This window comes from Dankookia rubra, from assembly GCF_004355005.1.
GTDB classification, from domain to species: domain Bacteria; phylum Pseudomonadota; class Alphaproteobacteria; order Acetobacterales; family Acetobacteraceae; genus Paracraurococcus; species Paracraurococcus ruber_A.
Genome location: NZ_SMSJ01000017.1, coordinates 56,538 through 82,032, shown reverse-complemented (window position 1 = coordinate 82,032; position 25,495 = coordinate 56,538). Strand labels below are relative to the sequence as shown.

25 protein-coding genes are annotated in these 25,495 nt (G+C 72.4%); 13 read left to right on the top strand and 12 right to left on the bottom strand.

What is annotated here, in order from left to right; genetic code table 11:
• Positions 1 to 2 precede the first annotated feature (2 nt).
• The 5 genes from moaD to E2C06_RS14980 are packed head-to-tail and all read left to right on the top strand — an operon-like array spanning position 3 to position 2,920.
• Positions 3 to 254 (top strand): molybdopterin converting factor subunit 1, encoded by a 252-nt coding sequence (moaD, locus tag E2C06_RS15000; protein ID WP_133289418.1) that lies wholly within the window; start codon positions 3 to 5, stop codon positions 252 to 254.
• Positions 251 to 769, top strand: coding sequence for a molybdenum cofactor biosynthesis protein MoaE (locus E2C06_RS14995; protein WP_133289417.1), 519 nt, complete (start codon positions 251 to 253; stop codon positions 767 to 769). Before moaD ends, E2C06_RS14995 begins: the two co-directional genes overlap by 4 nt.
• The gene (locus tag E2C06_RS14990) at positions 766 to 1,149 is read left to right on the top strand and encodes a VOC family protein (RefSeq protein WP_133289416.1); all 384 of its coding nucleotides are present in this window, start codon (positions 766 to 768) and stop codon (positions 1,147 to 1,149) included. The genes E2C06_RS14995 and E2C06_RS14990 overlap by 4 nt, the downstream gene beginning before the upstream one ends.
• The gene (locus E2C06_RS14985) at positions 1,146 to 2,477 is read left to right on the top strand and encodes a hypothetical protein (protein ID WP_133289415.1); all 1,332 of its coding nucleotides are present in this window, start codon (positions 1,146 to 1,148) and stop codon (positions 2,475 to 2,477) included. The genes E2C06_RS14990 and E2C06_RS14985 overlap by 4 nt, the downstream gene beginning before the upstream one ends.
• Positions 2,474 to 2,920 (top strand): GNAT family N-acetyltransferase, encoded by a 447-nt coding sequence (locus tag E2C06_RS14980; protein WP_133289414.1) that lies wholly within the window; start codon positions 2,474 to 2,476, stop codon positions 2,918 to 2,920. The genes E2C06_RS14985 and E2C06_RS14980 overlap by 4 nt, the downstream gene beginning before the upstream one ends.
• Positions 2,921 to 3,007: 87 nt before the next feature.
• Here E2C06_RS14980 and E2C06_RS14975 read toward each other — a convergent pair whose 3' ends face one another.
• Positions 3,008 to 5,338, bottom strand: a complete 2,331-nt coding sequence (locus E2C06_RS14975) for a xanthine dehydrogenase family protein molybdopterin-binding subunit (RefSeq protein WP_206664548.1) — start codon at positions 5,336 to 5,338, stop codon at positions 3,008 to 3,010.
• Positions 5,339 to 5,457: 119 nt separating this feature from the next.
• Here E2C06_RS14975 and E2C06_RS14970 point away from each other — a divergent pair, with 119 nt between their 5' ends.
• Both E2C06_RS14970 and E2C06_RS14965 read left to right on the top strand, forming a co-directional pair.
• On the top strand, positions 5,458 to 6,210 hold the full coding sequence (locus E2C06_RS14970; RefSeq protein ID WP_133289413.1) for a 2-keto-4-pentenoate hydratase: 753 nt from the start codon (positions 5,458 to 5,460) through the stop codon (positions 6,208 to 6,210).
• Positions 6,203 to 7,378, top strand: coding sequence for an MFS transporter (locus E2C06_RS14965; protein WP_165982404.1), 1,176 nt, complete (start codon positions 6,203 to 6,205; stop codon positions 7,376 to 7,378). Before E2C06_RS14970 ends, E2C06_RS14965 begins: the two co-directional genes overlap by 8 nt.
• On the opposite strand, the gene E2C06_RS14960 is transcribed toward E2C06_RS14965, so the two are convergent.
• Entirely contained in the window at positions 7,375 to 7,686 is a 312-nt protein-coding gene (locus E2C06_RS14960) for a hypothetical protein (RefSeq protein WP_133289411.1), read from the bottom strand. The two genes, E2C06_RS14965 and E2C06_RS14960, sit on opposite strands and share 4 nt — an antisense overlap.
• Positions 7,687 to 8,099: 413 nt before the next feature.
• Positions 8,100 to 8,633: a hypothetical protein gene (locus E2C06_RS14955; protein WP_133289410.1), complete on the bottom strand. Its 534-nt coding sequence runs from the start codon at positions 8,631 to 8,633 to the stop codon at positions 8,100 to 8,102.
• Between the two features lie 335 nt (positions 8,634 to 8,968).
• Here E2C06_RS14955 and E2C06_RS14950 point away from each other — a divergent pair, with 335 nt between their 5' ends.
• From E2C06_RS14950 to E2C06_RS14940, 3 genes are read left to right on the top strand one after another with little or no spacing between them, the layout of a single operon-like run.
• Positions 8,969 to 9,889, top strand: coding sequence for a transglutaminase family protein (locus E2C06_RS14950; RefSeq protein WP_133289409.1), 921 nt, complete (start codon positions 8,969 to 8,971; stop codon positions 9,887 to 9,889).
• Positions 9,890 to 9,912: 23 nt separating this feature from the next.
• Entirely contained in the window at positions 9,913 to 10,842 is a 930-nt protein-coding gene (locus E2C06_RS14945; RefSeq protein WP_133289408.1) for a transglutaminase-like domain-containing protein, read from the top strand.
• On the top strand, positions 10,839 to 11,651 hold the full coding sequence (locus E2C06_RS14940; protein WP_133289407.1) for an N-formylglutamate amidohydrolase: 813 nt from the start codon (positions 10,839 to 10,841) through the stop codon (positions 11,649 to 11,651). Before E2C06_RS14945 ends, E2C06_RS14940 begins: the two co-directional genes overlap by 4 nt.
• A 43-nt stretch (positions 11,652 to 11,694) precedes the next feature.
• On the opposite strand, the gene E2C06_RS14935 is transcribed toward E2C06_RS14940, so the two are convergent.
• From E2C06_RS14935 to E2C06_RS14915, 5 genes are read right to left on the bottom strand one after another with little or no spacing between them, the layout of a single operon-like run.
• Complete coding sequence (locus E2C06_RS14935) at positions 11,695 to 12,531, bottom strand: transporter substrate-binding domain-containing protein (protein ID WP_241671290.1); 837 nt, start codon at positions 12,529 to 12,531, stop codon at positions 11,695 to 11,697.
• 37 nt (positions 12,532 to 12,568) lie between these two features.
• On the bottom strand, positions 12,569 to 13,672 hold the full coding sequence (locus tag E2C06_RS14930) for a sulfate/molybdate ABC transporter ATP-binding protein (RefSeq protein WP_133289406.1): 1,104 nt from the start codon (positions 13,670 to 13,672) through the stop codon (positions 12,569 to 12,571).
• Complete coding sequence (cysW, locus tag E2C06_RS14925) at positions 13,669 to 14,508, bottom strand: sulfate ABC transporter permease subunit CysW (protein ID WP_133289405.1); 840 nt, start codon at positions 14,506 to 14,508, stop codon at positions 13,669 to 13,671. The genes E2C06_RS14930 and cysW overlap by 4 nt, the downstream gene beginning before the upstream one ends.
• Entirely contained in the window at positions 14,505 to 15,353 is an 849-nt protein-coding gene (cysT, locus tag E2C06_RS14920; protein WP_133289404.1) for a sulfate ABC transporter permease subunit CysT, read from the bottom strand. The genes cysW and cysT overlap by 4 nt, the downstream gene beginning before the upstream one ends.
• Positions 15,350 to 16,366, bottom strand: coding sequence for a sulfate ABC transporter substrate-binding protein (locus E2C06_RS14915; RefSeq protein WP_133289403.1), 1,017 nt, complete (start codon positions 16,364 to 16,366; stop codon positions 15,350 to 15,352). The genes cysT and E2C06_RS14915 overlap by 4 nt, the downstream gene beginning before the upstream one ends.
• A gap of 172 nt (positions 16,367 to 16,538) precedes the next feature.
• On the opposite strand from E2C06_RS14915, the gene E2C06_RS14910 reads away from it, so the two are divergent.
• Positions 16,539 to 17,699 (top strand): phytanoyl-CoA dioxygenase family protein, encoded by a 1,161-nt coding sequence (locus E2C06_RS14910; RefSeq protein WP_133289402.1) that lies wholly within the window; start codon positions 16,539 to 16,541, stop codon positions 17,697 to 17,699.
• Here the strand turns inward: E2C06_RS14910 and E2C06_RS14905 are convergent.
• Positions 17,696 to 18,484 (bottom strand): ATP-binding cassette domain-containing protein, encoded by a 789-nt coding sequence (locus E2C06_RS14905; protein WP_133289401.1) that lies wholly within the window; start codon positions 18,482 to 18,484, stop codon positions 17,696 to 17,698. The genes E2C06_RS14910 and E2C06_RS14905 overlap by 4 nt on opposite strands.
• Positions 18,485 to 18,613: 129 nt before the next feature.
• On the opposite strand from E2C06_RS14905, the gene E2C06_RS14900 reads away from it, so the two are divergent.
• Positions 18,614 to 20,953 (top strand): TonB-dependent receptor, encoded by a 2,340-nt coding sequence (locus tag E2C06_RS14900; RefSeq protein WP_165982403.1) that lies wholly within the window; start codon positions 18,614 to 18,616, stop codon positions 20,951 to 20,953.
• A 3-nt stretch (positions 20,954 to 20,956) separates the two neighbouring features.
• Here E2C06_RS14900 and E2C06_RS14895 read toward each other — a convergent pair whose 3' ends face one another.
• The 3 genes from E2C06_RS14895 to katE all read right to left on the bottom strand — a co-directional run bounded on the left by E2C06_RS14895 (position 20,957) and on the right by katE (position 24,928).
• Positions 20,957 to 21,829 carry an energy transducer TonB gene (locus tag E2C06_RS14895; RefSeq protein ID WP_133289399.1) on the bottom strand — a complete coding sequence of 291 codons (873 nt, stop codon included), beginning with the start codon at positions 21,827 to 21,829 and terminating at the stop codon, positions 20,957 to 20,959.
• Positions 21,830 to 21,940: 111 nt separating this feature from the next.
• A complete protein-coding gene (locus E2C06_RS14890; RefSeq protein ID WP_133289398.1) occupies positions 21,941 to 22,759 on the bottom strand; it encodes an ABC transporter permease in 819 nt (272 codons plus the stop codon).
• A 51-nt stretch (positions 22,760 to 22,810) separates the two neighbouring features.
• Positions 22,811 to 24,928: a catalase gene (katE, locus tag E2C06_RS14885; protein WP_133289397.1), complete on the bottom strand. Its 2,118-nt coding sequence runs from the start codon at positions 24,926 to 24,928 to the stop codon at positions 22,811 to 22,813.
• A gap of 165 nt (positions 24,929 to 25,093) precedes the next feature.
• Here katE and E2C06_RS14880 point away from each other — a divergent pair, with 165 nt between their 5' ends.
• Positions 25,094 to 25,348: a DUF3297 family protein gene (locus tag E2C06_RS14880; RefSeq protein WP_133289396.1), complete on the top strand. Its 255-nt coding sequence runs from the start codon at positions 25,094 to 25,096 to the stop codon at positions 25,346 to 25,348.
• Positions 25,349 to 25,495 lie beyond the last annotated feature (147 nt).

Below are 25,495 nucleotides of genomic sequence, written 5' to 3'. Positions count from 1 at the left end.
GCATGAGGGTCCTGTATTTTGCCTGGGTGCGGCAGAAGGTGGGCGTGGCAGAGGAGGAGGTCGCCCCGCCGCCGGAGGTCAGGGACGTGGCCGGGCTGATCGCCTGGCTCTCGGCCCGCAGCCCCGGCCATGCCGCGGCCTTCGCCCAGGCAAGGCAGGTCCGCGCCGCGGTGAACCAGGAATTCGCCGCGCCCGGAGCGCCGGTCGGCCCCGGCGACGAGGTCGCCTTCTTCCCGCCGGTGACCGGCGGATGAGCGGGGCCGTGGTCCCGACCGTGCGGGTGCAGGAAGTCCCCTTCGACCTGGCCGCCGAGAGCGCGGCGCTGACCCAGGGCCGGGTCGATGTCGGCGGCCTGGCCAGCTTCGTCGGCCTCTGCCGCGCGGATGACGGCCTCGCCGCCCTGGTGCTGGAGCACTACCCCGGCATGACCGAGCGGGCGATCACCGCGATCGCCGAGCAGGCCTGCGCCCGCTGGCCGCTGACCGGCTGCACCGTCATCCACCGGCATGGCCGGCTGGAGCCGGGGGCGCCGATCGTCCTGGTGCTGACTGCCTCTTCCCACCGCGCCGCGGCGCTCGAAAGCTGCGCCTTCCTGATCGACTGGCTGAAGACCCGCGCGCCCTTCTGGAAACGCGAGGAATTCGCCGGCGGCGCGGAGCGCTGGGTCGAGGCCAAGGCGGAGGACGACGCCGCGGCGGCGCGCTGGGGCGAGGCCGAAGCGGCACGCCGGGGCGATGCCGAAGCGGCACGCCGGGGTGGCGCGACGTGACTCCCGGCGCCTCCGGCCCCGGGCCGCTCGCGCGGGTGGAACTGGCCTGCCGCGACCCGCACCGCCAGCGCGAATTCTTCGGCCGCATCCTCGGCTTGGCGCCGGCCGAGCAGGGCAACGCCCTGCGCTTCGCGCTCGGCGCGGTGGAACTGGTGCTGCGGCCGCGCGGCGACGCGCTGTTCGCCTCGGCCCGCGGCGGGGAGGCCGGCACGCTGCTCGCCTTCCCGGTCGCCGATGCCGAGCTGGAGCGCTGGCACCGCCGCATGCTGATGGCCCGCGTGGCGGTGCTGGACGCGCCGGGGCCCTCCGGCGCGCCGCCGCGGCTGCTGCGGGTGGCCGACCCCGAGGGCAACGTCATCGAGCTTTTCGCCGCGGCGTGAGGATCCTGGCCGGCATCCCGGCGGGTGCCGCCCTGCTGGTCTGGCCGGCCGCGCTGAACCACTACCCCCTGGTCTTCAGCGATACCGGCGCCTTCCTCGCCCAGACCGTCCAGGGCTGGCCGGTCTGGGACAAGCCGCTGGTCTACGGGCCGCTGCTGCATGCCTTCCACTGGCGCGTCACGCTCTGGCTGCCGCTGGTGGCGCAGGGGCTGGTGCTGTCCTGGCTGCTCTGGCTGGTGCAGCGCAGCCTGGGCGGCGCGACCGCCGGGCGGCACCTCCTGCTCTGCGCCGGGCTGGCGGCGGCGACCGCGGCGCCCTGGTTCGCCGCGTTGCTGCTGCCGGACTGGCTGGCGCCCGCCCTGGTGCTGGCGACCTACCTGCTGGGCTTTGCCTGGGACGGGCTGGGCCGGGCGGAGCGCGGCGGGGTCTTGCTGCTGGCCATGCTGGCGGCCGCCGCCCACCTGTCCCACCTGCCGATCGCCGCCGCGCTGGTCCTGCTGGTGCTGGCGGCGCGGCGGGCCCGGTGGCCGGCGCTCGCTTGCGCCCTGCCGCTGGCCGGTGCCATGGCGTTGCTGCTGGCAACGAATGCCTGGGCACATGGGCGCTGGGCCTTGTCGCCCCATGGCGCGGTCTTCGCCCTGGCGCGGTTGACGGCCGACGGTCCGGCGGCGCGGACCATCGAGGCGCGCTGCCCCGAGGCCGGCTGGCAGCTCTGCCGCTGGGCCGGGCGGCTGCCGCGCGACAGCGACGACTTCCTCTGGTCCGGAGACGGCCCGGTCTGGGCGGCGCGGACCGACGGCGCGTCACCCGGCGGTCCCATCTCGCTGGCGCCGGAGGCCGCGGCGATCCTGGGCGAGACGCTGCGGCGGGAGCCGCTCGGCGTGCTCCGCGCCGCGGCGGGCAATGCCTGGCGGCAGCTCGGCATGGCGCGGGTGGGCGATACGCTGGGGCCGGAGAACCTGCGGGCCTCGGTCGCGCGGCAGCTGACGCTCGGCTTCCCCGCGGCCGAGCAGGCACGCTTCGCCGCCTCGCCGCAGGCGCGGGGCGGGTTGGCCGCGACGGCCGCGCCCTTCCTCGTGCTGCATCCGGCGGCGCTGCTGCTGGGCGCGGCGGGGGTGCTGCTGGCCGGGTGGCGGGCACGGGGCCGGCAGCTCGGGCTGGTGCTCTGCGTCCTGGTCGGCCTCGGCGCCAATGCGATGGCGACCGGCGCGCTGTCGGGACCGCATGACCGCTACCAGGCGCGGATCGCCTGGCTGCTACCGCTGGCGGCGCTCCTGGCCGGCCCGCTGGCCCGGCGGGACGACGCCATGAGGGGCGCCGCGGCGTGACCTCGCGCCATGGACTCGAGATCCGTGCCGCCACCGCGGCGGAGGCGCCGGGCCTCGCGGTGCTGCTCGCCGCCGCCGGCCGGCCGATCGAGCCGCGCGAGCTGGCGGCGCGGCTGGAGGCGATCCGCGGCGGGGCGGGGACCGCCCTGGTCGCGCTGGAATGGGGTCCGCCCAGCGGCCTCGTCGTGCTGCACTGGTACCGCCGGCTGGAGGAGGCGCGGCCGGTGGCGCAGGTCACCACGCTGCTGGTCGGCGCCGAGGACCGCCGCCGCGGCATCGGCCGGCTGCTGGTGAAGGCAGCGGCGCAGGCGGCGCGGAATGCCGGCTGCGGGATGCTGGAGCTGGCCGCCGGGGAGGACCCCTCGCTCGCGGCCTTCTGCCTTGCCACCGGCTTCGCCGCGGCCGGGCAGCGCTACCTGCGGCCGCTGCGGAAGGCGGGCTAGAACGGATCGCCGAGGCGCGAAGCTGCCTTGAAACCGGCACGCTGCAGCCTCCTGCCGAACCGGACGTCCGGCAGGAAACGGTGGGCGCTACCCCTGCAGCAGCGCCCAGACCCGCGGCGGGGTCAGCGGCATCTGCAGCGTATCGGCCGCCTTCGCCCGCCCGTTGCGCGCCAATGCATCGGCCACCGCATTCACCAGCGCCGGCGTCGCGCCGATGGTGCCGAGCTCGCCCACCCCCTTCACCCCGAGCGGGTTGGTCACGCAGGGGATCGACTGGTCGAGCTCCGTGACGTAGCCGCCGATCATGTCGGCCCGCGGCAGCGCGTAGTCCATGAAGCTGGCGCTCAGCGGCTGGCCGGACTCGGGGTCGTAGACCACCGCCTCGTACATCGCCTGTCCCAGGCCCTGCGCCGCGCCGCCGGCGAGCTGGCCCTCGACGATCAGCGGGTTCACCACGCGGCCGGCATCGTTCACCGAGGCATAGGAAGCGATCTCGATCTCGCCGGTGTCGGGGTCGATCTCCACCTCGCAGACATGCGTGCCGTTCGGCCAGGTCGGGCCGCCGACGCTGCTGGTGCTGTCGATGTAGATGCGCTGCTCCGGCTGCTTCGCCGCGAGGTCGAAAAGCCCGATCTGCCGGTCGGTGCCGGCGACGCGGAAGGCGCCGGCGACGTATTCGAGGTCGATGGCCGCGGCCTCCAGCGCCTCCGCCGCCAGGTCCTTCGCGGTCGCCACCGTCTTGTCCGAGGCGACCTTCACCGCCGAGCCCGCGGTGAAGAGCGAGCGCGAGCCGGCGCTGCCGAAGCCCGTGCCGCGGTCGGTGTCGCCGAGCACGATGCGGATCTTCTCGAGCGGCACGCCGAAGACGTCGACCGCGAGCTGGGCGTAGCTGGTGGCGATGCCCTGGCCCATCTGCTGGGTGGTGGCGTAGATCTCGATCTCGCCCGACCCCTTCACCGCGACGGTGACGCGCTCCTCGAAGACATTGGCGCCGGTCCATTCGAGGAAGCTGGCGATGCCGCGCCCGCGCAGCTTGCCCGCCGCCTTCGAGGCCGCCTCGCGCGCGGCGAAGCCGCCCCAGTCCGCCAGCTTCAGCCCCTGGTCCAGCACCTGGGCGAACTTCCCGCTGTCGTAGGTCTGCCCCATGGCATTGGTATAGGGCATCAGCGCCGGGTCGATCATGTTGCGCCGGCGCAGCTCCGCCTGGTCGATCCCCATCTTCCGCGCGGCGGTGTCCATCAGCCGCTCGATGATGTGGATCGCCTCCGGCCGCCCGGCGCCGCGATAGGGGCTGGTCGGCGCGGTATGGCTGAGGATCGCGGTGAACTCGAAGTCGATGGTGCGGATGTCGTAGATGCTGGTGGACACCCAGGGCCCGATCAGCAGCTGGATGGCGACGCCGGCCGGGCGGGTATAGGCGCCCATGTTGGCCAGCGTCCTGACCCGCAGGCCCGTCACCTTGCCGTTCGTGTCGAGCGCCATGGCGACCTGGCTGTCGGTGTCGCGGCCATGCGTCGCCGAAAGGAAATCCTCCATCCGCGTCGCCGCCCATTTCACCGGGCGGCCGAGCTGCCTGGACGCATAGGCGACGACCGCGTCCTCCGGATAGGCGCCGGTCTTCATCCCGAAGCCGCCGCCGACATCGCCGACCAGGACGCGCATCTTCTCGGCCGGCAGGTTCAGCACCTCGGTGCAGATCTGGTCGCGCGTGGAGGAGGGCGTCTGCGTCGACATCGTCACCGCGATGCGGTCGGTCGCGGCATCGTAGGAGGCGACCATGACGCGCGGCTCCATCGAGACCGGCGCCAGGCGCTGGTTGACGATGTCGAGCGTGACGACATGCGCGGCGGCGGCGAAGGCGGCATCGGCCACGGCGCGGTCGCCGTACTGCGTCTGCGCGACGACGTTGCCCGTCGCGGCGGGCCAGACCTGCGGCGCGCCGGGTGCCGCGGCGGCGGCGGCCGAGGTGACCGCCGGCAGTTCCTCGTAGTCGACGACCACCGCCTCGGCGCCGTCGCGCGCCGCCTCCAGGGTCTCGCCGACCACGGCGACCACCGCCTCGCCGGCGAAATTCGCCTCGCCCACCGCCAGCACCGGGCGCGGCGGCGCGGCGAGCGGCGAGCCGTCCGGCCGCTTGAAGGGCAGCTCGATGCCGAGCCGGCCGAGGCCCGCGGCCTCGAGGTCGGCGCCGGTCAGCACCGCCAGCACGCCCGGCATCGCCTTGGCTGCGCCGGTGTCGATCGAGACGATCCGCGCATGCGCGTAGGGCGAGCGCAGGAAGATCATGTGCGTCTGGCCGGGATGGGAGAGGTCGTCGGAGAAGGACCCTTCGCCGCGCAGCAGCGGCGCGTCCTCGATCCGCCGCACCGCCTGGCCGCTGCCGAAGCGGCCGAAGCCGCCATCCATCCCGTCTGCCACGATCCCACCCTCGCTCCGTTCGGGCCAGCCTATCGGGCGGCGGCGGGCGGCGGCAAGCCGGGGGGCTTCATCCCGGCGCCGTCCGCGGCCATGCTGCACCTCCGGGGAGGAACCAGCCGATGTCCGATTCCACGCAGCAGGCCGCCGATATCCTGATGGCGGTGCGCCAGGGCGGCCCGAAGGTCGCCGGGCTCGGCGCCGCCGCGCCGCAGACCGAGGCCGGGGCCTTCGCCGTGCAGGCCGAGGTGCTGAAGCGCCTCGGCGCCCGGATCGGCGGCTGGAAATGCGCGGCACCCCCGGGCAAGCCGACCTCGGCCGCGATGCTCGATGCCGGCTTCATCCGCCCGGGGCCGCTGCGCTGGCCGGTGCCGGCGGGCGGGCAGATCGGCATCGAGACCGAGATCGCCTTCCGGCTCGGCCGCGGCTTCCCGAAGCGCGATGCGCCCTACACCCTGGCCGAGATCCAGGACGGGATCGAATCCGCCTTCCCGGCGATCGAGATGGTCAGCAGCCGCTATCTCGATACCTCAAAGGTCACCATGAACGAGGCGATGGCCGACAGCATCGCCCATGCCGGGCTGGTGCTGGGCGCCGCGGTGCCGGGCTGGCGCGGGATGGATCTGAAGAATCTCACGGTGAAGCAGACATGCGGCGGCACGGTGCAGGTGGAGAAGGTGGGCGGCAACCCCTCCGGCGATCCCTTCACCCCGCTGCTCTGGCTGGCCAATTACCTGCCGAGCGTCGGGCTGGCGCTGGAGGCCGGGCAGGTCGTCACCACCGGCAGCTGCACCGGGCTGCTCTACGTCGATGGCCATCAGCGCGTCACCGGCGGCTTCGCCGGCTTCGGCGAGGCGGTCGTCGAGCTTGACTGACCCCCTGGCGAGGCGGCGGGTGCCCCTGGCACTCGCCGCGGTGGTCGCGCTGAACCTGCCGCTCGGCACGGTCTATGCCTTCAGCGTCTTCATCCGCCCGCTGGAGGACGGGCTCGGCCTGAGCCGGGCGGCGCTGTCCTTCGTCTTCGGCCTGGCCATCCTCGGCTTCACGCTGGGCATGAATTGCGGCCCCCTGCTGTACCGCCTGGCTTCCGCGCCATGGCTGCTGGCCGGCTCGGCCACGCTGGCGGCGCTCGGCATCGTGCTGGCGGCAACGGCCGAGGGCATCGTCCAGCTCGCGCTCGGCTACGGCGCGCTCTTCGGCTTCGGCGGCGGCATCGCCTATGTCGTGCTGCTGCAGGGCATGAACCTGATGCTCACCGGGCGGCGCGGGCTGGCGAACGGCTTCATCGTCAGCCTCTACCCGCTCGGCGCGATGATCGGCGCGCCGATCTTCGGCTGGGCGCTCTCGGCGCACGGGCTGCGCGCGACGCTCGGCGGGCTGGCCGTGACCCTGGCGGCGGCCGGGCTCGCCGCGGCGCTGCTCGCCGCCGCCTCCGGCATGCGGATGGCGGCGCCGGCCGGTGCGGTGGCCGGGCCGCCGGTGGCGCGGCAGCTGTCGCTCTTCCTGCGGATCTGGCTGGTCTTCTTCCTCGCCGCGGCGGCAGGGCTGACGGTGCTGGGCCAGGCGGCCGGCATGGTGGAGGCCTATGGCGGCACGAAGGCGCTGGCGCTGTCCGCCACCACGGCCATCACCGGCTGCATTGCCGCGGCCCGGGTCGGCGGCGGCTGGCTGGCGGACCGCGTGGCGGCGCCGTTGGTGATGGTGGGCGCGCATGGGCTGGCGCTCTCGGCCGATGCGTTGCTGGTGCTGTTCCCCGGGCCGCTGCTGGCGGTGGCGACGCTGGCGATGATCGGCACCGGCTACGGGTTGGTCAGCGGCAGCGTCGCCGCGGCGATCGGCATCTACTGGGGGGCGGAGCATTACGGCCGGCTGGCGGGCCGCCTCTATGCCGCTTGGTGCGTCGCCGCCATCACCCTGCCGGTGGTGGCAGGGCGGGTCTTCGACCTGACCGGCGGCTATGCCGCGGTGATCATGATCGCCGCGGCGGGCAACCTGCTCGGCCTCCTGGTGGCCGGCAGCCTGCCGCGGCGGGTGCCGGGCTAGGCCTCGCCCGCCAGTTCCAGCAGCTCCCGCGTCCGGGTCACGCGCGTGCCCCAGACCCGGTCGAACTCGGCGACCAGGGCCCGCAGCGCGGGGGAGGCGATCGCCGCCTCCGCGGCCGGAGCATCGGGGAATTCGTAGAAGGCGCAATGCACGCGCGCGTCCGTGCGGCTCCAGCAGCAGCGGGCGCGCAGCGCGCCGAACGCCCGCTTCGCGTCGGGCAGGTGCTCCGCCGCGTACCAAGCATCGAAGCGCGGGATGTCCGCGGCATCCGCCAGCACGGCGCGCACCATCAGCCAAGTCGTGGTCATGCCCGCGCCCCCGTGCCGTGCTTCGCCATTGCCCGCTTCCTCCACACCTGTCCCGACCAGGGTGCCATCCTTCCGCCGCGGTGCAAGCCGCCGGAACCCGGTCCCGGGCTGCTTTATATCTTTCGGCCCGGATCAGGCGGGGACCGGCCCGGTCGGCCGCAAGCCCTTCAAACGTCGGGACGACCCGGCAAACCGGCTTGAGGAATTCAGGAACAAAAACCCTCAAGGCGAGGATCGCGGGTTTCGGACAAAGGCTGACCGGGCACCCTCACGCGCCCATGGCTTGGGGTGCGACCCTTTGGCCCCGCACGCCGCGGGATGGCGAGGGCCGGAATGGGGGAGGGTGGAGGATGGGACATCTACAGGACATTATTCCTCTTCCGGGCGGAACGAAAGTTTTTCCCGCACCGGGCTCACGGCCCGCCCGCCCAGCGCCGCTCCTCGCTGGCGGGGCTGACCAGCCGGGCGCGGTCGGCCAGCCCCATGGAGTCCCAGGTGCCGGGCAGATCCTCCGCCGCCGGCAGCTGCCGGGCGATGCGCGCCTGCTCCGTTGGCCGCAACTCCGACCAGAACCGCGTCAGCCAGGGATGCTGCCGGACCGTCTGGCGCAGCGCGGCTTCCGGATCCGCCGGTGCGACCGGTGCCGGTGCCGGCGGCCTCTGAGCGGCGGAGACCGGCGCCGGGTCCGGCAACGGCTCCATCGCCACCACCGTGGGGGCCGGTTCGGGGACACGCGCCGGGGCCGGGGCCGGCTGCGCCGGGGACGGCGGCCGCGCCGCCCTGGCCGGGGCGGGCTTGGCGCCGAAGCGCTCCGGCTCGAAGAAGCGGTCGAGCGCGGTCACCTGATTCATCGCCTGGCATCCCGCCAGCGACAGCAGGCAGAGCAGCGCCAGGAAGGATCGGCCGGTCGAGGCAGGTGTGCAGCCCATCCCGTCATAACGAAGCACGCACCGTCGGGATGCCTGGGCGCGACGCAAGAAGGCCCGCCGGACGAGGTCCGGCGGGCAGTTCGACTTGCGGGAACGGGAGGAAAGGGCACATCGCCCGGGGACATCTCTACCCCCCCCCGCCGCACCCGCGCTGTGCCGCAGCGCACGTTGCCAGCCGCGGTTCAATGCCGTTCCCAGCCAAATTGCTGCAGTGCGGGCGAACTTTCCGGTCGGCGACGGGTTTCCCCTGGCACATGGCCGAAGCGAGGGGACAGGGCCGCATGGCGCGCGCATCCCGGACCGGACCGACCCCTGCCACCCGCTCGCCGATCCGGCGCTGAGGCCCGCGACCCATGCCCGTCCTCACCGTCCGTCACGTCACCACCTACCGCTATCGCCAGCCGGTCGCCTTCGGCGAGCACCGCATGATGCTCCGGCCGCGCGAGGGCCACGACCAGCGCTTGTTCGAGGCGCGGCTCGACATCACCCCGAAGCCCGCCGCCCTGCGCTGGCTGCACGACGTCTACGGCAACAGCGTCGCCATCGCCCGCTTCGCCGGCCGCGCCAAGGAGCTGGTCTTCGACAGCGAGGTGCGGCTCGACCACCAGCCGCACCAAGCGCTCGACTTCCAGGTCGAGGACTACGCCCGCACCTTCCCCTTCGCCTATGGAATGGAGGAGGTGCCCGACCTGGCGCGCTCGATCGAGCGGCACTGGCGCGACGACGAGCGCGCGGTGGACCGCTGGGCGCGGCGCTTCCTGCGGCGGGACGGGCCGACCGGCACGCTCGACCTGCTGGAGGCCATGACCCACGGCATCAAGCGCGAGCTGACCTACATTCCCCGGCACGAGCGCGGCATCCAGGACCCGGCGAAGACGCTGCGGCTCGGCAGCGGCACCTGCCGCGACTTCGCCGTGCTGATGATGGAGGCCGCGCGCTCGCTCGGCCTTGCCGCCCGTTTCGTCTCCGGGTACCTCTACAGTCCCGGCGGCGATGGTGAGGCGCGCGTCGGGGGCGGGTCCACCCATGCCTGGGCGCGGGTCTACCTGCCTGGCGCCGGCTGGGTCGAATTCGACCCCACCAACGGCATCGTCGGTAACCGCGACCTGATCCGGGTGGCCGTCGCGCGCGATCCCGCGCATGCGCTGCCGCTCTCGGGTACCTGGACCGGCTTTCCCGCCGACAGCCTCGGCATGACCGTGGATGTCGCCGTCACCAGCGAGGCGAAGTCGGCCGTCACGGCACGCGCCCGCCCCCGCGCCACCGCGCCTTGAACCGCGCAACAGGAGATCGCGCCATGCAGATTCGCGCCGGCTTCGAGATTGCCTACGACTGCCCACAGCCGACGCCCATGCTGCTGTCGCTCAGCGTGCACCCGTCCCGCATGCAGGACGTCATCGGCCCGCACGGCATCGCCTTCGAGCCCCGGATCGGCGCCACCGACTACCGCGACAGCTTCGGCAACATCTGCACCCGCATCCTGGCCCCGGCCGGCCGGCTGACGATGCGCGCCGAGTTCACCGTGCGCGATCCCGGCACGCCGGATGCCGTGGTGCCCGAGGCGATGCAGCACGCGGTGCAGGACCTGCCCGACGAGGTGCTGGTCTTCCTGCTGGGCAGCCGCTACTGCGACACCGATCGCCTCTCCGACACCGCCTGGTCGCTGTTCGGCGGCACGCCGCCGGGCTGGGCGCGGGTGCAGGCGATCTGCGACTACGTCCACGACCGCATCACCTTCGGCTACGAGCATGCCGATGCGACCCGCACCGCCTTCGGCGGCCATGCCGACCGCCGCGGGGTCTGCCGCGACTTCGCCCACCTGGCCGTCACGCTCTGCCGCTGCATGAACATCCCGGCGCGCTACTGCACCGGCTACCTCGGCGACATCGGCGTGCCGATCTCGGACGCGCCGATGGATTTCAGCGCCTGGTTCGAGGTCTACCTGTCCGGCCACTGGCACACCTTCGACGCGCGGCACAACTTTCCCCGCATCGGCCGCATCCTGATGGCGCGCGGGCGGGACGCGACCGACGTCGCCATCGCCACCACCTTCGGCCCCTGCACCCTGGCCGGCTTCCGCGTCATCACCGACGAGATCACCCCGCAGCACATGTCCGCCTGGTCGGGTGCGCCCCAGGACGATGCGCCGGCCATCGCCGACGTGCCGGGCGGCCCGGCCTCGATCGCGCAGGCGCTGTCGGACGATCGCGGCCGGCCGATCGGATGAGCGCGGCGCCGCCCGCGGTCACCGCGCTGAATGAGGGCGGCGCCTCCCGCTGCGTGCTGCTCTGCGAGCATGCGTCGAACTTCATTCCCGAGGAATATGCGTCGCTCGGCCTGCCGGCGGCGGAGCTGGAACGCCACATCGCCCACGACATCGGCGCGGCGAGGCTGGCGCGGCGGCTCTCGGCGCTGCTCGACGCGCCGCTCTTCCTCGCGGGCTATTCCCGGCTGCTGATCGACCTGAACCGGCCCTGGCGGGCACCCTCCAGCATCCCCGAGGTCAGCGAGGCGACGGTGATCCCCGGCAATCTCGGCATCGACGCGGCGGAGCGCGCGCGGCGCCGGGCCGCCTGGTTCACGCCGTTCCACGACCGCGTCGCCGCGTTCCTTGAGACCCGGCCCGGCGCCGCGGTGATCGGCGTGCACAGCTTCACCCCGGTCTACCTGGGCGAGGTCCGGCCCTGGCATGCCGGGATCCTCTACGGCAAGGCGGTGCGCTTCGGCCGCGCGCTGGTGCAAGCCCTGGCCGCCGACCCGGCGCTGGTGATCGGCGACAACGAGCCCTACCGGATCGAGCTGGACTACGACTACACCGTGCCGGTGCACGGCGATGCCGCGGGTCGCGACGCGGTGCTGCTGGAGGTGCGGCAGGACCTGCTGGGCGACGAGGCGGGCTGCGAGGACTGGGCCCGACGGCTGGCCGCGGCGCTGCAGCAAGGTCGGAGCGGGAAAAGTATTCCCTCCCCGAACCCCTCGCTTCCTTTCCGTGGGTCGGGTGCCGCCGCGCGGCGGGTGCCAGGCTCGGGAAAATAGATCAGGGGTCCGGGGAGAATACCTTCTCCCCGGCCTTTTCCTGCTAGGCCGCCGGCGCCACCGACAGCCCGCGCACCTTGTGCTTCTCGATGAACCTGGCGACGAGGCCGGAAGCCTTGGCCTCCTCGACGAAGCCGCTCAGCCAGGCCGCCGCCGCCTCGTTCCGCCGGTTGGTGCCGATAGCCTGCTGCACCGCCATGAACTGGCCGTCGAGGATGCGCGCCCCCGGCAGCTTCTCGATATCGGTGATCAGCCCCGGCCGCAGCCCGGCATAGACCTCCATCCTCTCGTCGAGGAAACGCTTGAAGGCCGCGCCGCCGCCGCCGGGCACCAGCACAAGCTCCGCGTTCCTGATGTTGCGCTCGAGCCAGAGCGTATAGGCTGCGCCCGCGCCGCTGCAGATGCGGATGCCCTTGCGGTCCACCTGGTCCATCGCGGTGATGGGCGATCCCGGTGGCACCAGGTAGGTCGCCTCGATCTCGCAATAGGCGGCGGTGAAGCTGATCTTCTCCGCCCGCTGCGGCTCGGCGCCGATATTGGCGATGTCCCAGGCATCGGTGCCCGCGGCATCGGCGATCTCGTTCGGCCGGGCATAGGGCACCAGCTTCAGCGGCACGCCGAGCCGCGAGGCGATCTCCCGCGCCATCTCGGGCGAGACGCCCTCCGGCCCGCCATCCGGCGTGCGGCCGGTGACCAGCAGGAAATTGCCCATGTTGATGGCGGCACGGAGCACGCCGGTCGGGGCGAGTTGGGCGACGATCTCGGGGGACATGCGTGACGTTCCATCGCTGCGGGATTGGGCGCGCGCGGGCAGGGGGGGAAGCCCGGCAGCGCCCATGGGCGCCAGCAGGCACGCCAGCATGGCGCGGCGATGCGGCATCGTCGTTTCCTCCGGCCCTTGCGGCTGGGCCGGGGGATTAGACCCCCTCGGTTCCGGCCCGGCAAGCGACCGGTGCCGGCGCCGATGGCTGCCCCAGGGCCCGCGTGCCGTCGGCGGCGAAGACCTGCGCCGCGACGACATGCAGCCGGCAGGGCGCACCGCGCGCCGGCCAGCCCGGCGCGGCCTCGCCCAGCACCGCATCCAGCGCCAGGCCGCTGGCTTGCACCACCAGCCGCAGCTCGCCCTCGGCCGTGGCGCGGACCAGCTGGACCATGGCACCGCCGGCACCTGGCAGCGCCACCACCTCGCGCGGGCGGAGATAGGCGGTGGCGCGACCATCCGGCAGGGCGACCCGCAGCGCCGGCAGGGGCAGCGTGCCGAAGCGCAGCACGCCGTCCTGCACCTTGCCCTCGAGCCGCGTCGCATGGCCGATGAAGCCGGCGACGAAGGGGCTGGCGGGGGCGGCCAGCAAGGCCGGCGGCGCGTCGAACTGCACCAGACGGCCGCGCTCCATCACCGCGACGCGGTCGGCCAGCTCCATCGCCTCCTCCTGATCGTGCGTCACCAGCAGCGTGGTCAGGCCGAGCCGGTCGTGCAGGCCGCGCAGCCAGCGCCGCACCTCCCGCCGCACCAGCGCGTCGAGCGCGCCGAAGGGCTCGTCCAGCAGCAGCAGGCGGGGCGAGATCGCCAGCGCGCGGGCGAGGGCCACGCGCTGCCGCTGGCCGCCGGAGATCTGGTCGGGGTAGCGCCGCTCGAGCTCGGGGATCTGCACCAGCGCCAGCAGCTCGCGCACCTGGCGCGCCAGCTCGGCGCGGGCGGGACGCGCGGCGCGCGGCCGGACGCGGAGGCCGAAGGCGACGTTCTCGAAGACCGTCATGTGGCGGAACAGCGCGTAGTTCTGGAAGACGACGCCGATCTGCCGCTCCCGCGCCGGGATGCCGGCCATGTCGCGGCCGGCGATGCGGATCTCCCCGGCATCGGCGCCTTCCAGCCCGGCGAGCGCGCGCAGCAGGGTCGACTTGCCGGAGCCGGAGGGGCCGAGCACGGCGACGAACTCGCCCTCTCCCAGCGCCAGCGAGACGCCGTCGAGCGCCGTCGTATCGCCGAAGCGGCGGACCAGCCCGCTGACCGCCAGCGTCATGGCGCCGGCCCCGTGGCGCGGCCGGTCAGCCGCTGCAGCACCGCCTTGGCCGCCAGCGTCACCAGCCCCAGCAACGCCAGCAGCGCGGCGACGGCGAAGGCGGCGGCGAACTGGTATTCGTTGTAGAGGATCTCGACATGCAGCGGCATGGTGTTGGTCTGCCCGCGGATATGGCCGGAGACGACGGACACCGCCCCGAACTCGCCCATGGCGCGAGCGTTGCAGAGCAGCACACCAGACAGTAGCGCCCATTTCACGTTGGGCAGCGTCACCCGCCGGAAGCTCTGCCACCCCGTGGCGCCGAGCGTCGCCGCCGCCTCCTCCTCGGCGCGCCCCTGTTCCTGCATCAGCGGCAGCACGGTGCGGGCGACGAAGGGGAAGGTGACGAAGAGGGTCGCCAGCACCAGCCCGGGCAGGGCGAAGACCACCTGGATGCCGTGCTCCCGCAGCGAGGGGCCGAGCCAGCCCTGCATCCCGAAGATCAGCACGAAGACCAGCCCGGCGATGACCGGGGAGACGGAGAAGGGCAGCTCGATCAGCGCGGTCAGCAGGCGGCGGCCGGGGAATTCGTGCTTGGCGATGCACCAGGCGGCGGCGAGCCCGCCGATGGTGTTCAGCGGCACGGCGATGGCGGCGACCAGCAGAGTCAGGCGGATGGCGGCCAGCGTGTCGGGCTCGGCGATGGCCGCCGAGGCCACCTCCCAGCCGCGCCGCAGCGCCTCGGTGAAGACCGCGGCCAGCGGCAGGCCGAGCAGCAGCAGGCCGACCAGCAGCGCCAGCCCGCCGAGCGCCAGGTGCAGCCAGCGCGGCGGGTCGATCGCCGGGCGGGGCGTCATGCGCGGCCCCGGCGCAGCGCGCGCTGCCAGAGGTTCAGCGCCAGCAGCACGGGGAAGGACAGCAGCAGCATCGCCAGGCCGATCGCCGCGGCGCCGGCATAGTCGAACTGTTCCAGCCGCACCACGATCAGCAGCGGGGCGATCTCGCTCACCATCGGCATGTTGCCGGCGATGAAGATGACGCTGCCGTATTCGCCGACGGCACGGGCGAAGGCCAGGCCGAAGCCGGAGAGCAGCGCCGGCAGCAGGGCCGGCAGCACCACCCTAGCCAGTACCTGCGGCCGCGTCGCGCCGAGCGTCGCCGCGGCTTCCTCCGCCTCGGCGCCGAGGTCGCGCAGCACGGGCTCCACCGTGCGGGTGACGAAGGGCAGGCCGACGAAGACCAGCGCCGCGACCACCCCCCAGGGGGTAAAGGCGACCTTCCAGCCGAAGGCCGCCGCCAGCGGCGCGCCGAGCCAGCCATTCGGCGCGAGGATCGCGGTCAGCGCGATGCCGGCGACCGCGGTCGGCAGGGCGAAGGGCAGGTCGATGGCGGCGTCCAGCAGCGCCCGGCCGGGGAAGCGCAGCCGGACGATGGCCCAGGCCAGCAGCAGCCCGAGCGGCAGGTCGATGGCGGCGGCCAGCAGCGCCGCGCCGAAGGAGAGCCGCAGCGATGCGAGCACCCGTGGTTCGGTGAGCGAGTCCCAGACGCCGAGCGGGCCAAGCTCCCAGGGCCGGATGGCCAGCGCCGCCAGCGGGACCAGCACGATGACGGAGAGCCAGGCCAGGGTGATGCCGAAGGCGAGGCCGAAGCCCGGGATGGCGCGCACCCGGCGCGGCGCGGCGAGGGCGAGCGCCGCGCTCATCGGCCCGGGCGGTAGAGACGGTCGAAGCTGCCGCCATCGTTGAAATGGCTGCGCTGCGCCTGGCCCCAGCCGCCGAAGGCGGCGTCCACCGTGACCAGGTCCATCGCCGGGAAGCGTGCCGCATTGGCCGCCAGCAGGGCGGCATCGCGCGGGCGATAGAAGTGCTTCGCCGCCAGCGCCTGGCCCTCCGGCGCGTAGAGGCCGCGCAGATAGGCCTCCGCCGCCGCGCGGGTGCCCCGGCGATCGACATTCTGGTCCACCACGGCCACCGATGGCTCCGCGAGGATGGAGAGCGGAGGATAGACGATCCCGAGCTTTGCCTCGCGGAATTCCTGCAGCGCCAGGTGCGCCTCGTTCTCCCAGGCCAGCAGCACGTCGCCCTGGCCGCGCTGGGCGAAGCTGGTGGTGGAGCCGCGCGCGCCGGTATCCAGCACCGGTACGTTGCGGAAGACGCGGCCGAGATACTCCCCCGCCGTCGCATCGCTGCCGCCGGGCTGGCGCAGCGCCCAGGCCCAGGCCGCCAGGTAGTTCCAGCGGGCGCCGCCCGAGGTCTTCGGGTTCGGCGTGATCACGGCGATGCCGGGCCTGGCAAGGTCGCCCCAGTCGCGGATCCCCTTCGGGTTCCCCGCCCGCACCAGGAGGACGATGGTGCTGGTATAAGGCGCGCTGTTGTGCGGCAGCCGGCCCATCCAGTCGCGCGCAATCAGGCCGCGCCCGGCGATGGCGTCGACGTCGTAGGCCAGCGCCAGCGTCACGACATCTGCCGGCAGCCCGTCGATCACCGAGCGCGCCTGGCGGCCGGAGCCACCATGCGAGGTGCTGACGCGCAGCGGCTGCCCGCTGCCGGCCTGCCAGGACTTGGCGAAGCCGGCATTGTACTCGCGGTAGAATTCCCGCGTCGGGTCATAGCTGACATTCAGCAGCTCGCGCGGTGCCTGGGCGCGGGCTGCGCGGGCCAGGGGCAGCAGCGGCGCGGCCAGCAGGGCGCGGCGGGCGAGGGATGGTCGGGGCATCGATGCGGCCTCCTCGACGCCGGAGCCTATAATGACATTCGAAATCGGGGAACTTCGAAAATCACGTTGTGAAAGTGATATAAGGCAGATCTCGGTCCGCGTCCGGTCGGTCGATTGAACTGCCGCGCCGGCCGGTCCTATGCTCTCGCCAAGGGATGGAAAGGACGTGGCCATGAACAAGCCGCTCGCGCCGGCACCCGTCGACTACGGCCCGGAAGAGGCCGCGATGCGGGCCTATCTCCGTGCCGGGGAAGCCCGTGCCATGGCACTCGGCAATCGCGGCCCGATCCGCTTCGGCGAGGACGGCCGCATCCATCCCGACATACTCGAGGCCTATTGGCGCTGCGGCTTCTATGTCTTCGAAGGCGTGCTGCAGCCGGACGAGCTCGGCGACATCGAGGCCGATATCCAGGACATCCTGGCGCGGCTGCCGCGCGAGCGCGGCGCGCCGGTCGATGCGCAGGGCCGCCCGGCGCTGGCCGCCGACAACAAGGCGCCGACGCTGTTCTGGGCGCGGCCGCTCGGCGACCCGATGGGCGGCACCAAGGCGGCGAACGGCCGGCACCCCGTGAAGATGTTCGAGCCGAAGGCCTCGGAGGGCGCGCCGAGGGAGATCGTCTACCTCATCCTGGGATCGCTGCAATTCTCGGAGGCCGCGCTGCGGCTCTATGGCCATCCCGGCCTGCTGGCGGTGGCCGCGGCGGTGAACGGCGAGGACTTCGTGCCCTTCAACGAGGCGATCTTCGTCAAGGAGCCGGGCCGCGGCGCCTCCGTCGCCTGGCACCAGGACGGCGTGACGCATTGGGACAGCCCGGACCTCGACCAGGGCACGCATGGCTTCAACTTCATGGCGCAGCTCTACGGCTGCACCGCGGCGAACGGCGTCTGGGTCGTGCCGGGCTCGCACCGGCTGGGCCGCGCCGACATCAAGGCGCGCGTCGCGGCGGCGGGGACGGAACGGCTGCCCGAAGCGGTGCCGATCCTCTGCGCGCCGGGCGACGTCGCCATCACCAACCGGCAGACCGTGCACGGCAGCTTCGCCAATACCAGCCCGGACTGGCGGGTGACGCTGAATTTCGGCTTCCATCGCCGCCGCTCGGTACTGGGCGTGGAGGGCGGCGGCGTGCACAACGAGCCGGCGATCTACGATGACGCGCGCATCCGCGAGCGGGCCCGGGTGATCGGCTACGCCATCGATGCGCGCGCGCGGCGCTTCCCGCAGGAGACGCCCTATACCTACAAGCCGCATGCCGAAGGCGGCGAGACCTGGCGCTGGGACGAAGCGGCGAAGGCGGGGATGCGGGACTACAACCTGCTCGACCTCAGCATCTAGCCTTTCGCGGAGGCGGTGAGGCGGGCGAAGGCGTCGGGCAGGTCCGGCGCCTGCGCCGCCTGGGCCAGCACCTCCGGCACCGTGCCCTCGGCGCGCACGCGGCCTTCGGCCAGCATGATGACGCGCGCCTCTTCCGGCACCTCCTCGATCAGGTGCGTTGCCCAGAGCACCGCCAGGCCCTCCGTCGTGCAAAGGTTGCGCACGTGCCTGCGCACCGCGGCGCGGCTCGGCATGTCGAGGCCGGTCGTCGCCTCGTCCAGCAGCAGCAGCGCCGGCTGCGTCAGCAGCGCCCGCGCCACCTCCGCCCGCCGCCGCTGCCCGCCCGAGAGCGCGCGCACCGTGCTGCCGGCACGGTCCGCCAGCTCCACCCGTTCCAGCTCGTGCATCGCGCGGCGGCGCGATTCGGCGCGCGGCAGCCCGTGCAGCGCGCCGTGGTAGAGCAGGTTCTCGATCACCGAGATATCCGGATCGAGCGTCGGCTGCTGGAACACGAGGCCGAGCCGCGCCAGCGCCGCGCCCGGCTCCTCACGCATCTCGGTGCCGAAGATCCTTACGCTGCCGGGGGGCGGCGCATCGAAGAGCCGGGTGATGAGGGCGAAGAGTGTGCTCTTGCCCGCGCCGTTCGGGCCGAGCAGCACGGCGAATTCGCCGGGCATGACGCGGAAGGCGGCGTCGTGCAGCACCTGGCGCGCGCCGTAGGCGAAGGAGAGCCGCGCGACCTCGAGTGCCGGCGCGGCATGGCTGACGGCTTCGATCGCGCTGGTGCTGTGGTGATCCGGACGCATGCTCCGCCTGTCCTTCGCCGCTTGCGGCTTCGTGTCCGGGCCAAGCCCCTGCCGCTGCCGCCTGCATGGTATGGGGCCACGAAAGCCCGCGTGGCTGCCTTGATGCACGTGAATGGCCGGGGAGGGGAAATGACGGTCGCAACAGGCCGCGGGATGGCACCCGCGACAGTGCGAATTCGCGCCGCGGTCGTTGCGCTGCTGCCCTGCAGCTACGCCCTGGCGCAGGAACCGCCCGCAGCGACGCTGCCCACGGTCGAATCCGTCGCCACCTCGCCGCTGCCCGCCGGGGGCGTGCCGCGCGACCGCATCGCCGGCAACCCGCGCAGCTTCTCCGCCGCCGATCTGGCGCGGGAAGGCCGGCCCGACCTGGTCGATACGCTGGTGCGGCTTTCCGCCGGCGTCACGGTGAACGACACGCAGGGCAATCCCTTCGCGCCCGACGTCTCCTATCGCGGCTTCACCGCCTCGCCCCTGGTCGGCACGCCGCAGGGGCTGGCGGTCTACCAGAACGGCGTCCGCATCAACGAGGCCTTCGGCGATACGGTGAACTGGGACCTGATCCCGGCCAATGCGATCCGTTCGGTCGACCTCATCGGCAGCAACCCGGTCTTCGGTCTGAACGCGATCGGCGGCGCGCTCGCGCTGCGGATGAAGACCGGCTTCGATTCGCCGGGCGCCCGCGTCGACGTCTCGGGCGGGTCCTTCGGCCGCGCCGCGATGGGCCTCGAATACGGCAAGCAGGTCGGCGATGTCGCGGCCTACCTGGCGGTGGAGGGGCTGAGCGAGGATGGCTGGCGCAACGCATCCCCCTCACGGTTGCGGCGGCTCTACGGCGACATCGGCGCGCGCGGCGAACGCGCGACGCTGAACCTGTCGATCGGCGCCGGCAGCAATGCGCTCGGCGGCAACGGGCCGGCGCCGGTGCAGCTGCTGGCGGCCGACCGGCGCCACGTCTTCACCTATCCCGACCGCACCTACAACCGCATGGTCACGCTGCAGGCGCGCGGCACCTACGAGCTGGCGGAGGCCTGGAGCCTGGAGGCCAATGCCTATGTCCGCAGCTTCCGCCAGCGCACGCTGAACGCCGATATCGCCGAGGCCGAGGGCTGCGACGACCTTGCCGGGCTGCTCTGCACCGATGCCGGCCAGCCGCTGCGGACGACAGGCGGCGGCACGATCGGCGCGGATCTGCTGGATGGCGCCCCGGCGGGCGCGGTGAACCGCACCGCGACCAATACCCTAGGCACCGGCGGCGCGGCGCAGATCGTCTCGACCGAGCCGCTGCTCGGCCGGCCGGCGCGGGTGGTCTTCGGCGCCAGCTACGACCACGCCAGTACGGATTTCTCCGGCAGCACGGAATTCGGCAGCGTCACCGCGGACCGCACCGTGGCGGGCAGCGGGCTGTTCCTCGACACGCCGGGCAGCGGCATCCAGCCGGTGCAGCTGAGGACGACCACCGCGGCCTGGGGCGTCTTCGGCACCGGCACCTGGGAGGTGACACCGCGCTTGGCCGCGACGCTCGGCGGCCGGTTCAACACCGCGCAGGTGCAACTGCGCGACCGGATCGGCACCGCGCTCGACGGCGACCACCGCTTCTCCCGATTCAACCCGCAGGCCGGCCTGACCTTCCGCGTGCTGGACCGCGTCACCGCCTATGCCGGCTATGCCGAGGCGAACCGCGCCCCGACCCCGGCCGAGCTGGCCTGCGCCGACCCGCTGCGGCCCTGCACGCTGGGGGCGTTCTTTCTGTCCGACCCCGCGCTGAAGCAGGTGGTCAGCCGCACGGTCGAAGCCGGGCTGCGCGGCACCCTGCCGCCCGCCTGGCTCGGCGGCCGCACCACCTGGAACCTCGGCCTGTTCCGCACCGGGCTCACCGACGACATCCTGCTGGTGCAGAGCCCGATCCAGGGCCGCGGCTATTTCCAGAATTCCGGCGACACGCGGCGGCAGGGGATCGAGGCCGGGCTTGGCTGGCGCGACGAGCGGCTGGCGCTGGCGCTGGACTATGCGCTGATCGACGCGACCTTCCAGACCGCGCAGCGGCTGCCGAGTCCGAACAACCCCTTCGCCGATGCCGACGGCGCCATCCCGGTGCAGCGCGGCGACCGTGTCCCCGGCATCCCCCGCCAGCGGCTGCGCTTCGATGCGGAATGGCGCGCGACGGAGACCTGGCGCATCGGCGGCGCGGTCATCGTCAACGGCAGCCAGTACCTGCGCGGCGACGAGGCCAACCTGCTGAAGCCGGTCGCCGCCTATGCCACGGTCAACCTGCGCACCAGCATCCAGATCGCGCCGGGGGTGGAGGCCTATGGGCTGGTGCGCAACCTGCTCGACCAGAAATCGTCCAGCTTCGGTACGCTGTACAACCTCGAGACGGCGAGCGCGCTCAATCTCGGCCTGACCGATCCGCGCACGCTGACGCCGAACCTGCCTCGCGCCTTCTATGCCGGGATGCGCTTCGCGTTCTGACCCCTATTCATCCAGGCGGAAGCGCACCGGCACATCCACCCAGGCCTCGATGGCGATGCCGTTGCGCAGCGCCGGCGCGATCTCCCAGCGGCGGGCGGCGGCTTGCGCGGCGTCATCGAGCGTCCGGTGGCCGGCGGAGCGCAGCAGGCGGATCTCCTGCGTCGTGCCATCGGCGGCGACGCGCAGCCGCAGCAGCGCGATGCCCTCGATGCCGGCCTCGCGCATGCGGTCCGGATAGGCGGGCGGCGCGGGCGGGCGGCGGAAGCGTGGCGCGCCGGTGACGACCGGGATCGCGGCGGGCGGTGCCGGTGGCGGCAGCGTCGGCGCGGCAAGGGCGGCGGGCTGCGCTGGTGCCGGTGATGGTGCCGGCATGGCGGCGCGTGCCCTTGGCGGGAGCGGGGGCGGCAGCGGCAGCGCCGCCTCTGGCCTCGGCTGGAGCACCGAGAGACTGGCCATCTGCTGGGGCGGCGGGGCGGCGAAGAGCGCGGTCGGATCGGCCGGGAGCTCGGCGATGTCCATCTCGGGCATCGGCAGCGGCGGCAGGCTGGCCGGTGCCGGCGGCACGACCGCCGGTGGCAGCGCATGGACCTGCGTCGCCAGCGCGTCCTCCGGCTCGATGCCCTCGGCCATGGCAGGGCCGAGCGGGGCGGCCTCGGTGGTGGCGGCGCCCGGCACCGAGGCCGCCGGCGCGGCGATCTCCGGCGCGACCTCCGTCAGGGGCAGCCACACCACCTGCAGCGCCGGCTCCGCCCCGGTTGGCGCGGGCAGCACGCGCCAGGCGAGTGTCGCGGCCACCATCGCACCCGCCGCGCCATGCAGCGCGACCGAGCCGAGCAGCCCGGCGGCAAGCGGCCGGCGAATCCGCGGCTGGGCCATGCACCCTTGCCCTCCCTGCGGGACGCCCTTGCCGGCGACCTCCGGGGATCATGCTGCGTCCGCGGACCGGCAACGACCAACCGGGCCGCGCTTCGAATTCGCGCGATGGGCTCAGCCCGCCGCGCGCCGCGCCAGCATCCCGCGCTGCGGGTCGTAGCCCAGCACCGCCGCACCGCCGAAGACCAGCAGCGCCACGGTTACCGCAGCGCAGGAGACCGGGTCGAACTGGCCATAGAGCGCGAAGCGGATCAGCTCGACCGCCTGGGTGAAGGGGTTGGCTTGGCAAACATACCAAAGCGGCAGGCTGGCTTCCTGCACCCGCCAGAGCGGGTAGAGCGCGGAGGAGGCGAAGAACATCGGGAAGATGACGAAATTCATCACCCCCGCGAAATTCTCCAGCTGCTTGATCCAGGAGGACAGCAGCAGCCCGAGCGCGCCGAGCATCATCCCCGAAAGGATCAGCGCGGGCAGCACGGTGAGGTAGCCGATCAGCGGCGGCTCCACCTCCCAGAACCGTGCCACCAGCAGGAAGACATAGACCTGCGCGATGCCGACCAGCACCGCGGCGAGCAGCTTGCAGAACAGCAGCCACCAGCGCGGCAGCGGGCTGGTCAGCAGCACGCGCATGCTGCCGACCTCGCGGTCATAGACCATCGACAGGCTCGACTGCATGCCCTGGAACAGCAGCACCATGCCGGCCAGGCCGGGAACGATGTAGACCTCGTACAGCACGTAGGTCTGGTAGGGGGGGCTGATCGAGACGCCGAGCACGAAGCGGAAGCCGGCGGCAAAGATCGCCAGCCAGACCAGCGGCCGCACCAGCGCGGAGAAGAAGCGGCCGCGCTGGTGGACGAAGCGCAGCGCTTCGCGCCGCACGATGCCGGACAGGCAGCGGAGCCAGCCGGACAACGGAATTCCGCCATGGGCCATCGATGTCGCCTCCCCGGCCAGTGTCGCGCGGCCGGGAAGGCTTCGCCAGGGCTAGACGGCGTGGACCTTCGCCTCGCGCGGCCAATGGCGCACCGCACGGCAGGCCTGCAGGAAGGCAGGGATGTCCTTGGCGTCGTTCAGCGCCACGAAGCCCTCGTCCATCTCCGTCAGCCCGGCCTTCTGGAACAGCGGCTTCGCCGTCTCGGCATAGCCGATGAACTTGGCGTGGGCATAGGCGTCGTTGACGAAGTCCTTCGCCGTCGCTTCCATCGACAGCAGCTTGGCGCCATCCGCCGAGGCCAGCACCACCACGGCGTCGTAGAGCACCGAGGGGCCGCCATTGACCTTCTGCTGCGCCTCGATCGTCTTGCCGTCGCTGGTCTTCACGCCGCCGACCTTCGGCGCGATCAGTTCCATCATGACGCCTTCCGCCTTCACCGCGGCCTGCAGCGCTCCCAGCAGCGCCGCATCCGTGCCGTCGGTCACCAGCACGCCGAGCTTGCGGCCCTTCATGTCCTTCGGCCCGTTCTTCAGGATGCTGAGCGCCGGGGATGGCTGGGTCTCGACCAGCTCGCGCGCCGGCGGCGCCGCCTGCGGCATCGCCTCGAGCCCGAGGCCGTCGGCGACCTTCCTCGCCAGCGCCTCGTCCACGTTCAGCAGGTGGGAGACGACGCGGGCGCGGATGGCCGTGGTCTCCACCTTGCTCAGCTCGAAGACAAAGGCGTTCTTGATGTGGGTCTGCTCCACCTCGGTCTGGCTCAGGTAGAACTGCCGCGCCTGGCTGTAGTGGTCGGCGAAGAGCTCGGCGCGGATGCGGCGCTTCTCGCCACTGTCGGCTGCGGGATAGCTGCGGAAGCCGCGCTCGCGCGATTCGCGCGGGCCGCCGATCTTCGACCCCCAGGAATTCGGCTCGTAGTTCGCGCGACCGCCCGGATTGCGCATGGCCATGTGGCCGTCCTGCTGGAAATGCGCGACATGGGTCTTCGGCGCATTGATCGGCAGGTGGGTGAAATTCGGGCTGCCCAGCCGTTTCAACTGCGTATCGAGGTAGGAGAAGTTGCGCCCCTGCAGCAGCGGGTCGTTGCTGAAGTCGATGCCGGGGACGATGTTCTGGGTGCAGAAAGCGACCTGCTCGGTCTCGGCGAAGAAATTGTCGACGACGCGGTCCAGCACCAGACGGCCGACGCGGCGGACCGGCACCAGCTCCTCCGGGATGATCTTCGTCGCGTCCAGCACGTCGAAGTCGAACCTGTCGGCGAAATCCTCGTCGAAGAGCTGAAGGCCCAGCTCCCATTCCGGATAGTCGCCGGCCAGGATCGCATTCCACAGGTCGCGGCGATGGAAGTCGGGATCGGCGCCGTTGATCTTCACCGCCTCGTTCCACACGACGGACTGCATGCCCTGCTTCGGCTTCCAGTGGAACTTGACGAAGGTCGACTTGCCCTCGGCATTGACCAGCCGGAAGGTGTGGACGCCGAAGCCTTCCATGAAGCGAAGCGAGCGGGGGATCGTCCGGTCCGACATGATCCACAGCAGCATGTGGGTCGATTCCGGCGTCAGCGAGACGAAGTCCCAGAAGTTGTCGTGCGCGGTCTGTGCCTGGGGAAAGCCGCGATCGGGTTCCTGCTTCGCCGCGTGGATCAGGTCGGGGAACTTGATTGCATCCTGGATGAAGAAGACCGGGATGTTGTTGCCGACGAGGTCCCAGTTGCCTTCCTTCGTATAGAGCTTCACCGCGAAGCCGCGCACGTCGCGCGCGAGGTCGGCAGAGCCCTTGTTGCCGGCGACGGTGGAGAAGCGGACGAAGGCCGGCGTCCTTTCGCCCTTGCGCTGGAACAGGTCGGCATGGGTGATGTCGGAGAGCGACTCATAGGCTTCGAAGAAACCGTGCGCGCCGTAGCCGCGGGCATGCACCACGCGCTCCGGGATGCGCTCGTGGTCGAAATGGAAGATCTTCTCGCGGAAGTGGAAATCCTCAAGCAAGGTCGGGCCGCGCGGTCCGGTGCGCAGGGAGTTTTGGTCGTCGGCGACGGGGATGCCCTGCTGCGTGGTCAGGACCGGCACGTCGCCGCCGGCCAGTTGGTGGGTCTCACCGCCTTGGCCGCGCTGGATCTCGGCATCGGCGATCCGGGCAGGCTTCAAGGCGTCGGTATCGGGGTCGGTGGCCATGCAGGGCGTCTCCGGTGGGGGGACCGGATCCTGTGCGGCAGCAAGTGCCGATCCGGTTCGCGGCCATAACGCCACGGGCGAGCCCAGGTTGACGGCTGGGGATGACTTTCCGCCGCGGGATGGCTAGGACGCTTGCCTTCGCCCGTCCGCCCAGTGAGTTGTCCCATGACCGATACCCTGCCAGACCGCCTGTCCACCGATCCGGCCAGCCCCTTTTACAACGAGGAGTTGCTGGCCCGCGGCGTGGGCATCCGCTTCAAGGGCGTCGAGAAGACCAATGTCGAGGAATACTGCGTCAGCGAGGGCTGGGTGCGGCTGTCCGTCGGCAAGTCTGTGGACCGCCGTGGCAAGCCTATCACGATGAAGCTGCAGGGGCCGGTCGAGCCCTACCTGCGCGAGCCCGAGCCGCCGGCGGCCTGAGCGCCTAACCATCCCGGCGATCCAGCATGTCCTGACGTTCTCCTGCTCGAACCGGCCGGGCATCGTCGCCGCGGTCTCGACCTTCCTGTTCGAGGCGGGAGCGAACATCGCCGAGCGCAGCAATACGACGACCCGAAGCCGCGGCGC

What these genes read in the sequence shown, in the direction of transcription:
- E2C06_RS14915 (WP_133289403.1), bottom strand. Translation starts at nt 16,366, where the DNA reads ATGCCCCGACCATCCCTCGCCCGCCGCGCCCTGCTGGCCGCGCCGCTG.
- moaD (WP_133289418.1), top strand. Translation starts at nt 3, where the DNA reads ATGAGGGTCCTGTATTTTGCCTGGGTGCGGCAGAAGGTGGGCGTGGCA.
- E2C06_RS14950 (WP_133289409.1), top strand. Translation starts at nt 8,969, where the DNA reads ATGCCCGTCCTCACCGTCCGTCACGTCACCACCTACCGCTATCGCCAG.
- E2C06_RS14995 (WP_133289417.1), top strand. Translation starts at nt 251, where the DNA reads ATGAGCGGGGCCGTGGTCCCGACCGTGCGGGTGCAGGAAGTCCCCTTC.
- E2C06_RS14935 (WP_241671290.1), bottom strand. Translation starts at nt 12,531, where the DNA reads ATGCCGCATCGCCGCGCCATGCTGGCGTGCCTGCTGGCGCCCATGGGC.
- cysT (WP_133289404.1), bottom strand. Translation starts at nt 15,353, where the DNA reads ATGAGCGCGGCGCTCGCCCTCGCCGCGCCGCGCCGGGTGCGCGCCATC.
- E2C06_RS14890 (WP_133289398.1), bottom strand. Translation starts at nt 22,759, where the DNA reads ATGGCCCATGGCGGAATTCCGTTGTCCGGCTGGCTCCGCTGCCTGTCC.
- E2C06_RS14910 (WP_133289402.1), top strand. Translation starts at nt 16,539, where the DNA reads ATGAACAAGCCGCTCGCGCCGGCACCCGTCGACTACGGCCCGGAAGAG.
- E2C06_RS14880 (WP_133289396.1), top strand. Translation starts at nt 25,094, where the DNA reads ATGACCGATACCCTGCCAGACCGCCTGTCCACCGATCCGGCCAGCCCC.
- E2C06_RS14895 (WP_133289399.1), bottom strand. Translation starts at nt 21,829, where the DNA reads ATGGCCCAGCCGCGGATTCGCCGGCCGCTTGCCGCCGGGCTGCTCGGC.
- E2C06_RS14900 (WP_165982403.1), top strand. Translation starts at nt 18,614, where the DNA reads ATGACGGTCGCAACAGGCCGCGGGATGGCACCCGCGACAGTGCGAATT.
- E2C06_RS14930 (WP_133289406.1), bottom strand. Translation starts at nt 13,672, where the DNA reads ATGACGCTGGCGGTCAGCGGGCTGGTCCGCCGCTTCGGCGATACGACG.
- E2C06_RS14905 (WP_133289401.1), bottom strand. Translation starts at nt 18,484, where the DNA reads ATGCGTCCGGATCACCACAGCACCAGCGCGATCGAAGCCGTCAGCCAT.
- cysW (WP_133289405.1), bottom strand. Translation starts at nt 14,508, where the DNA reads ATGACGCCCCGCCCGGCGATCGACCCGCCGCGCTGGCTGCACCTGGCG.
- E2C06_RS14940 (WP_133289407.1), top strand. Translation starts at nt 10,839, where the DNA reads ATGAGCGCGGCGCCGCCCGCGGTCACCGCGCTGAATGAGGGCGGCGCC.
- E2C06_RS14970 (WP_133289413.1), top strand. Translation starts at nt 5,458, where the DNA reads ATGTCCGATTCCACGCAGCAGGCCGCCGATATCCTGATGGCGGTGCGC.
- E2C06_RS14945 (WP_133289408.1), top strand. Translation starts at nt 9,913, where the DNA reads ATGCAGATTCGCGCCGGCTTCGAGATTGCCTACGACTGCCCACAGCCG.
- katE (WP_133289397.1), bottom strand. Translation starts at nt 24,928, where the DNA reads ATGGCCACCGACCCCGATACCGACGCCTTGAAGCCTGCCCGGATCGCC.
- E2C06_RS14960 (WP_133289411.1), bottom strand. Translation starts at nt 7,686, where the DNA reads ATGACCACGACTTGGCTGATGGTGCGCGCCGTGCTGGCGGATGCCGCG.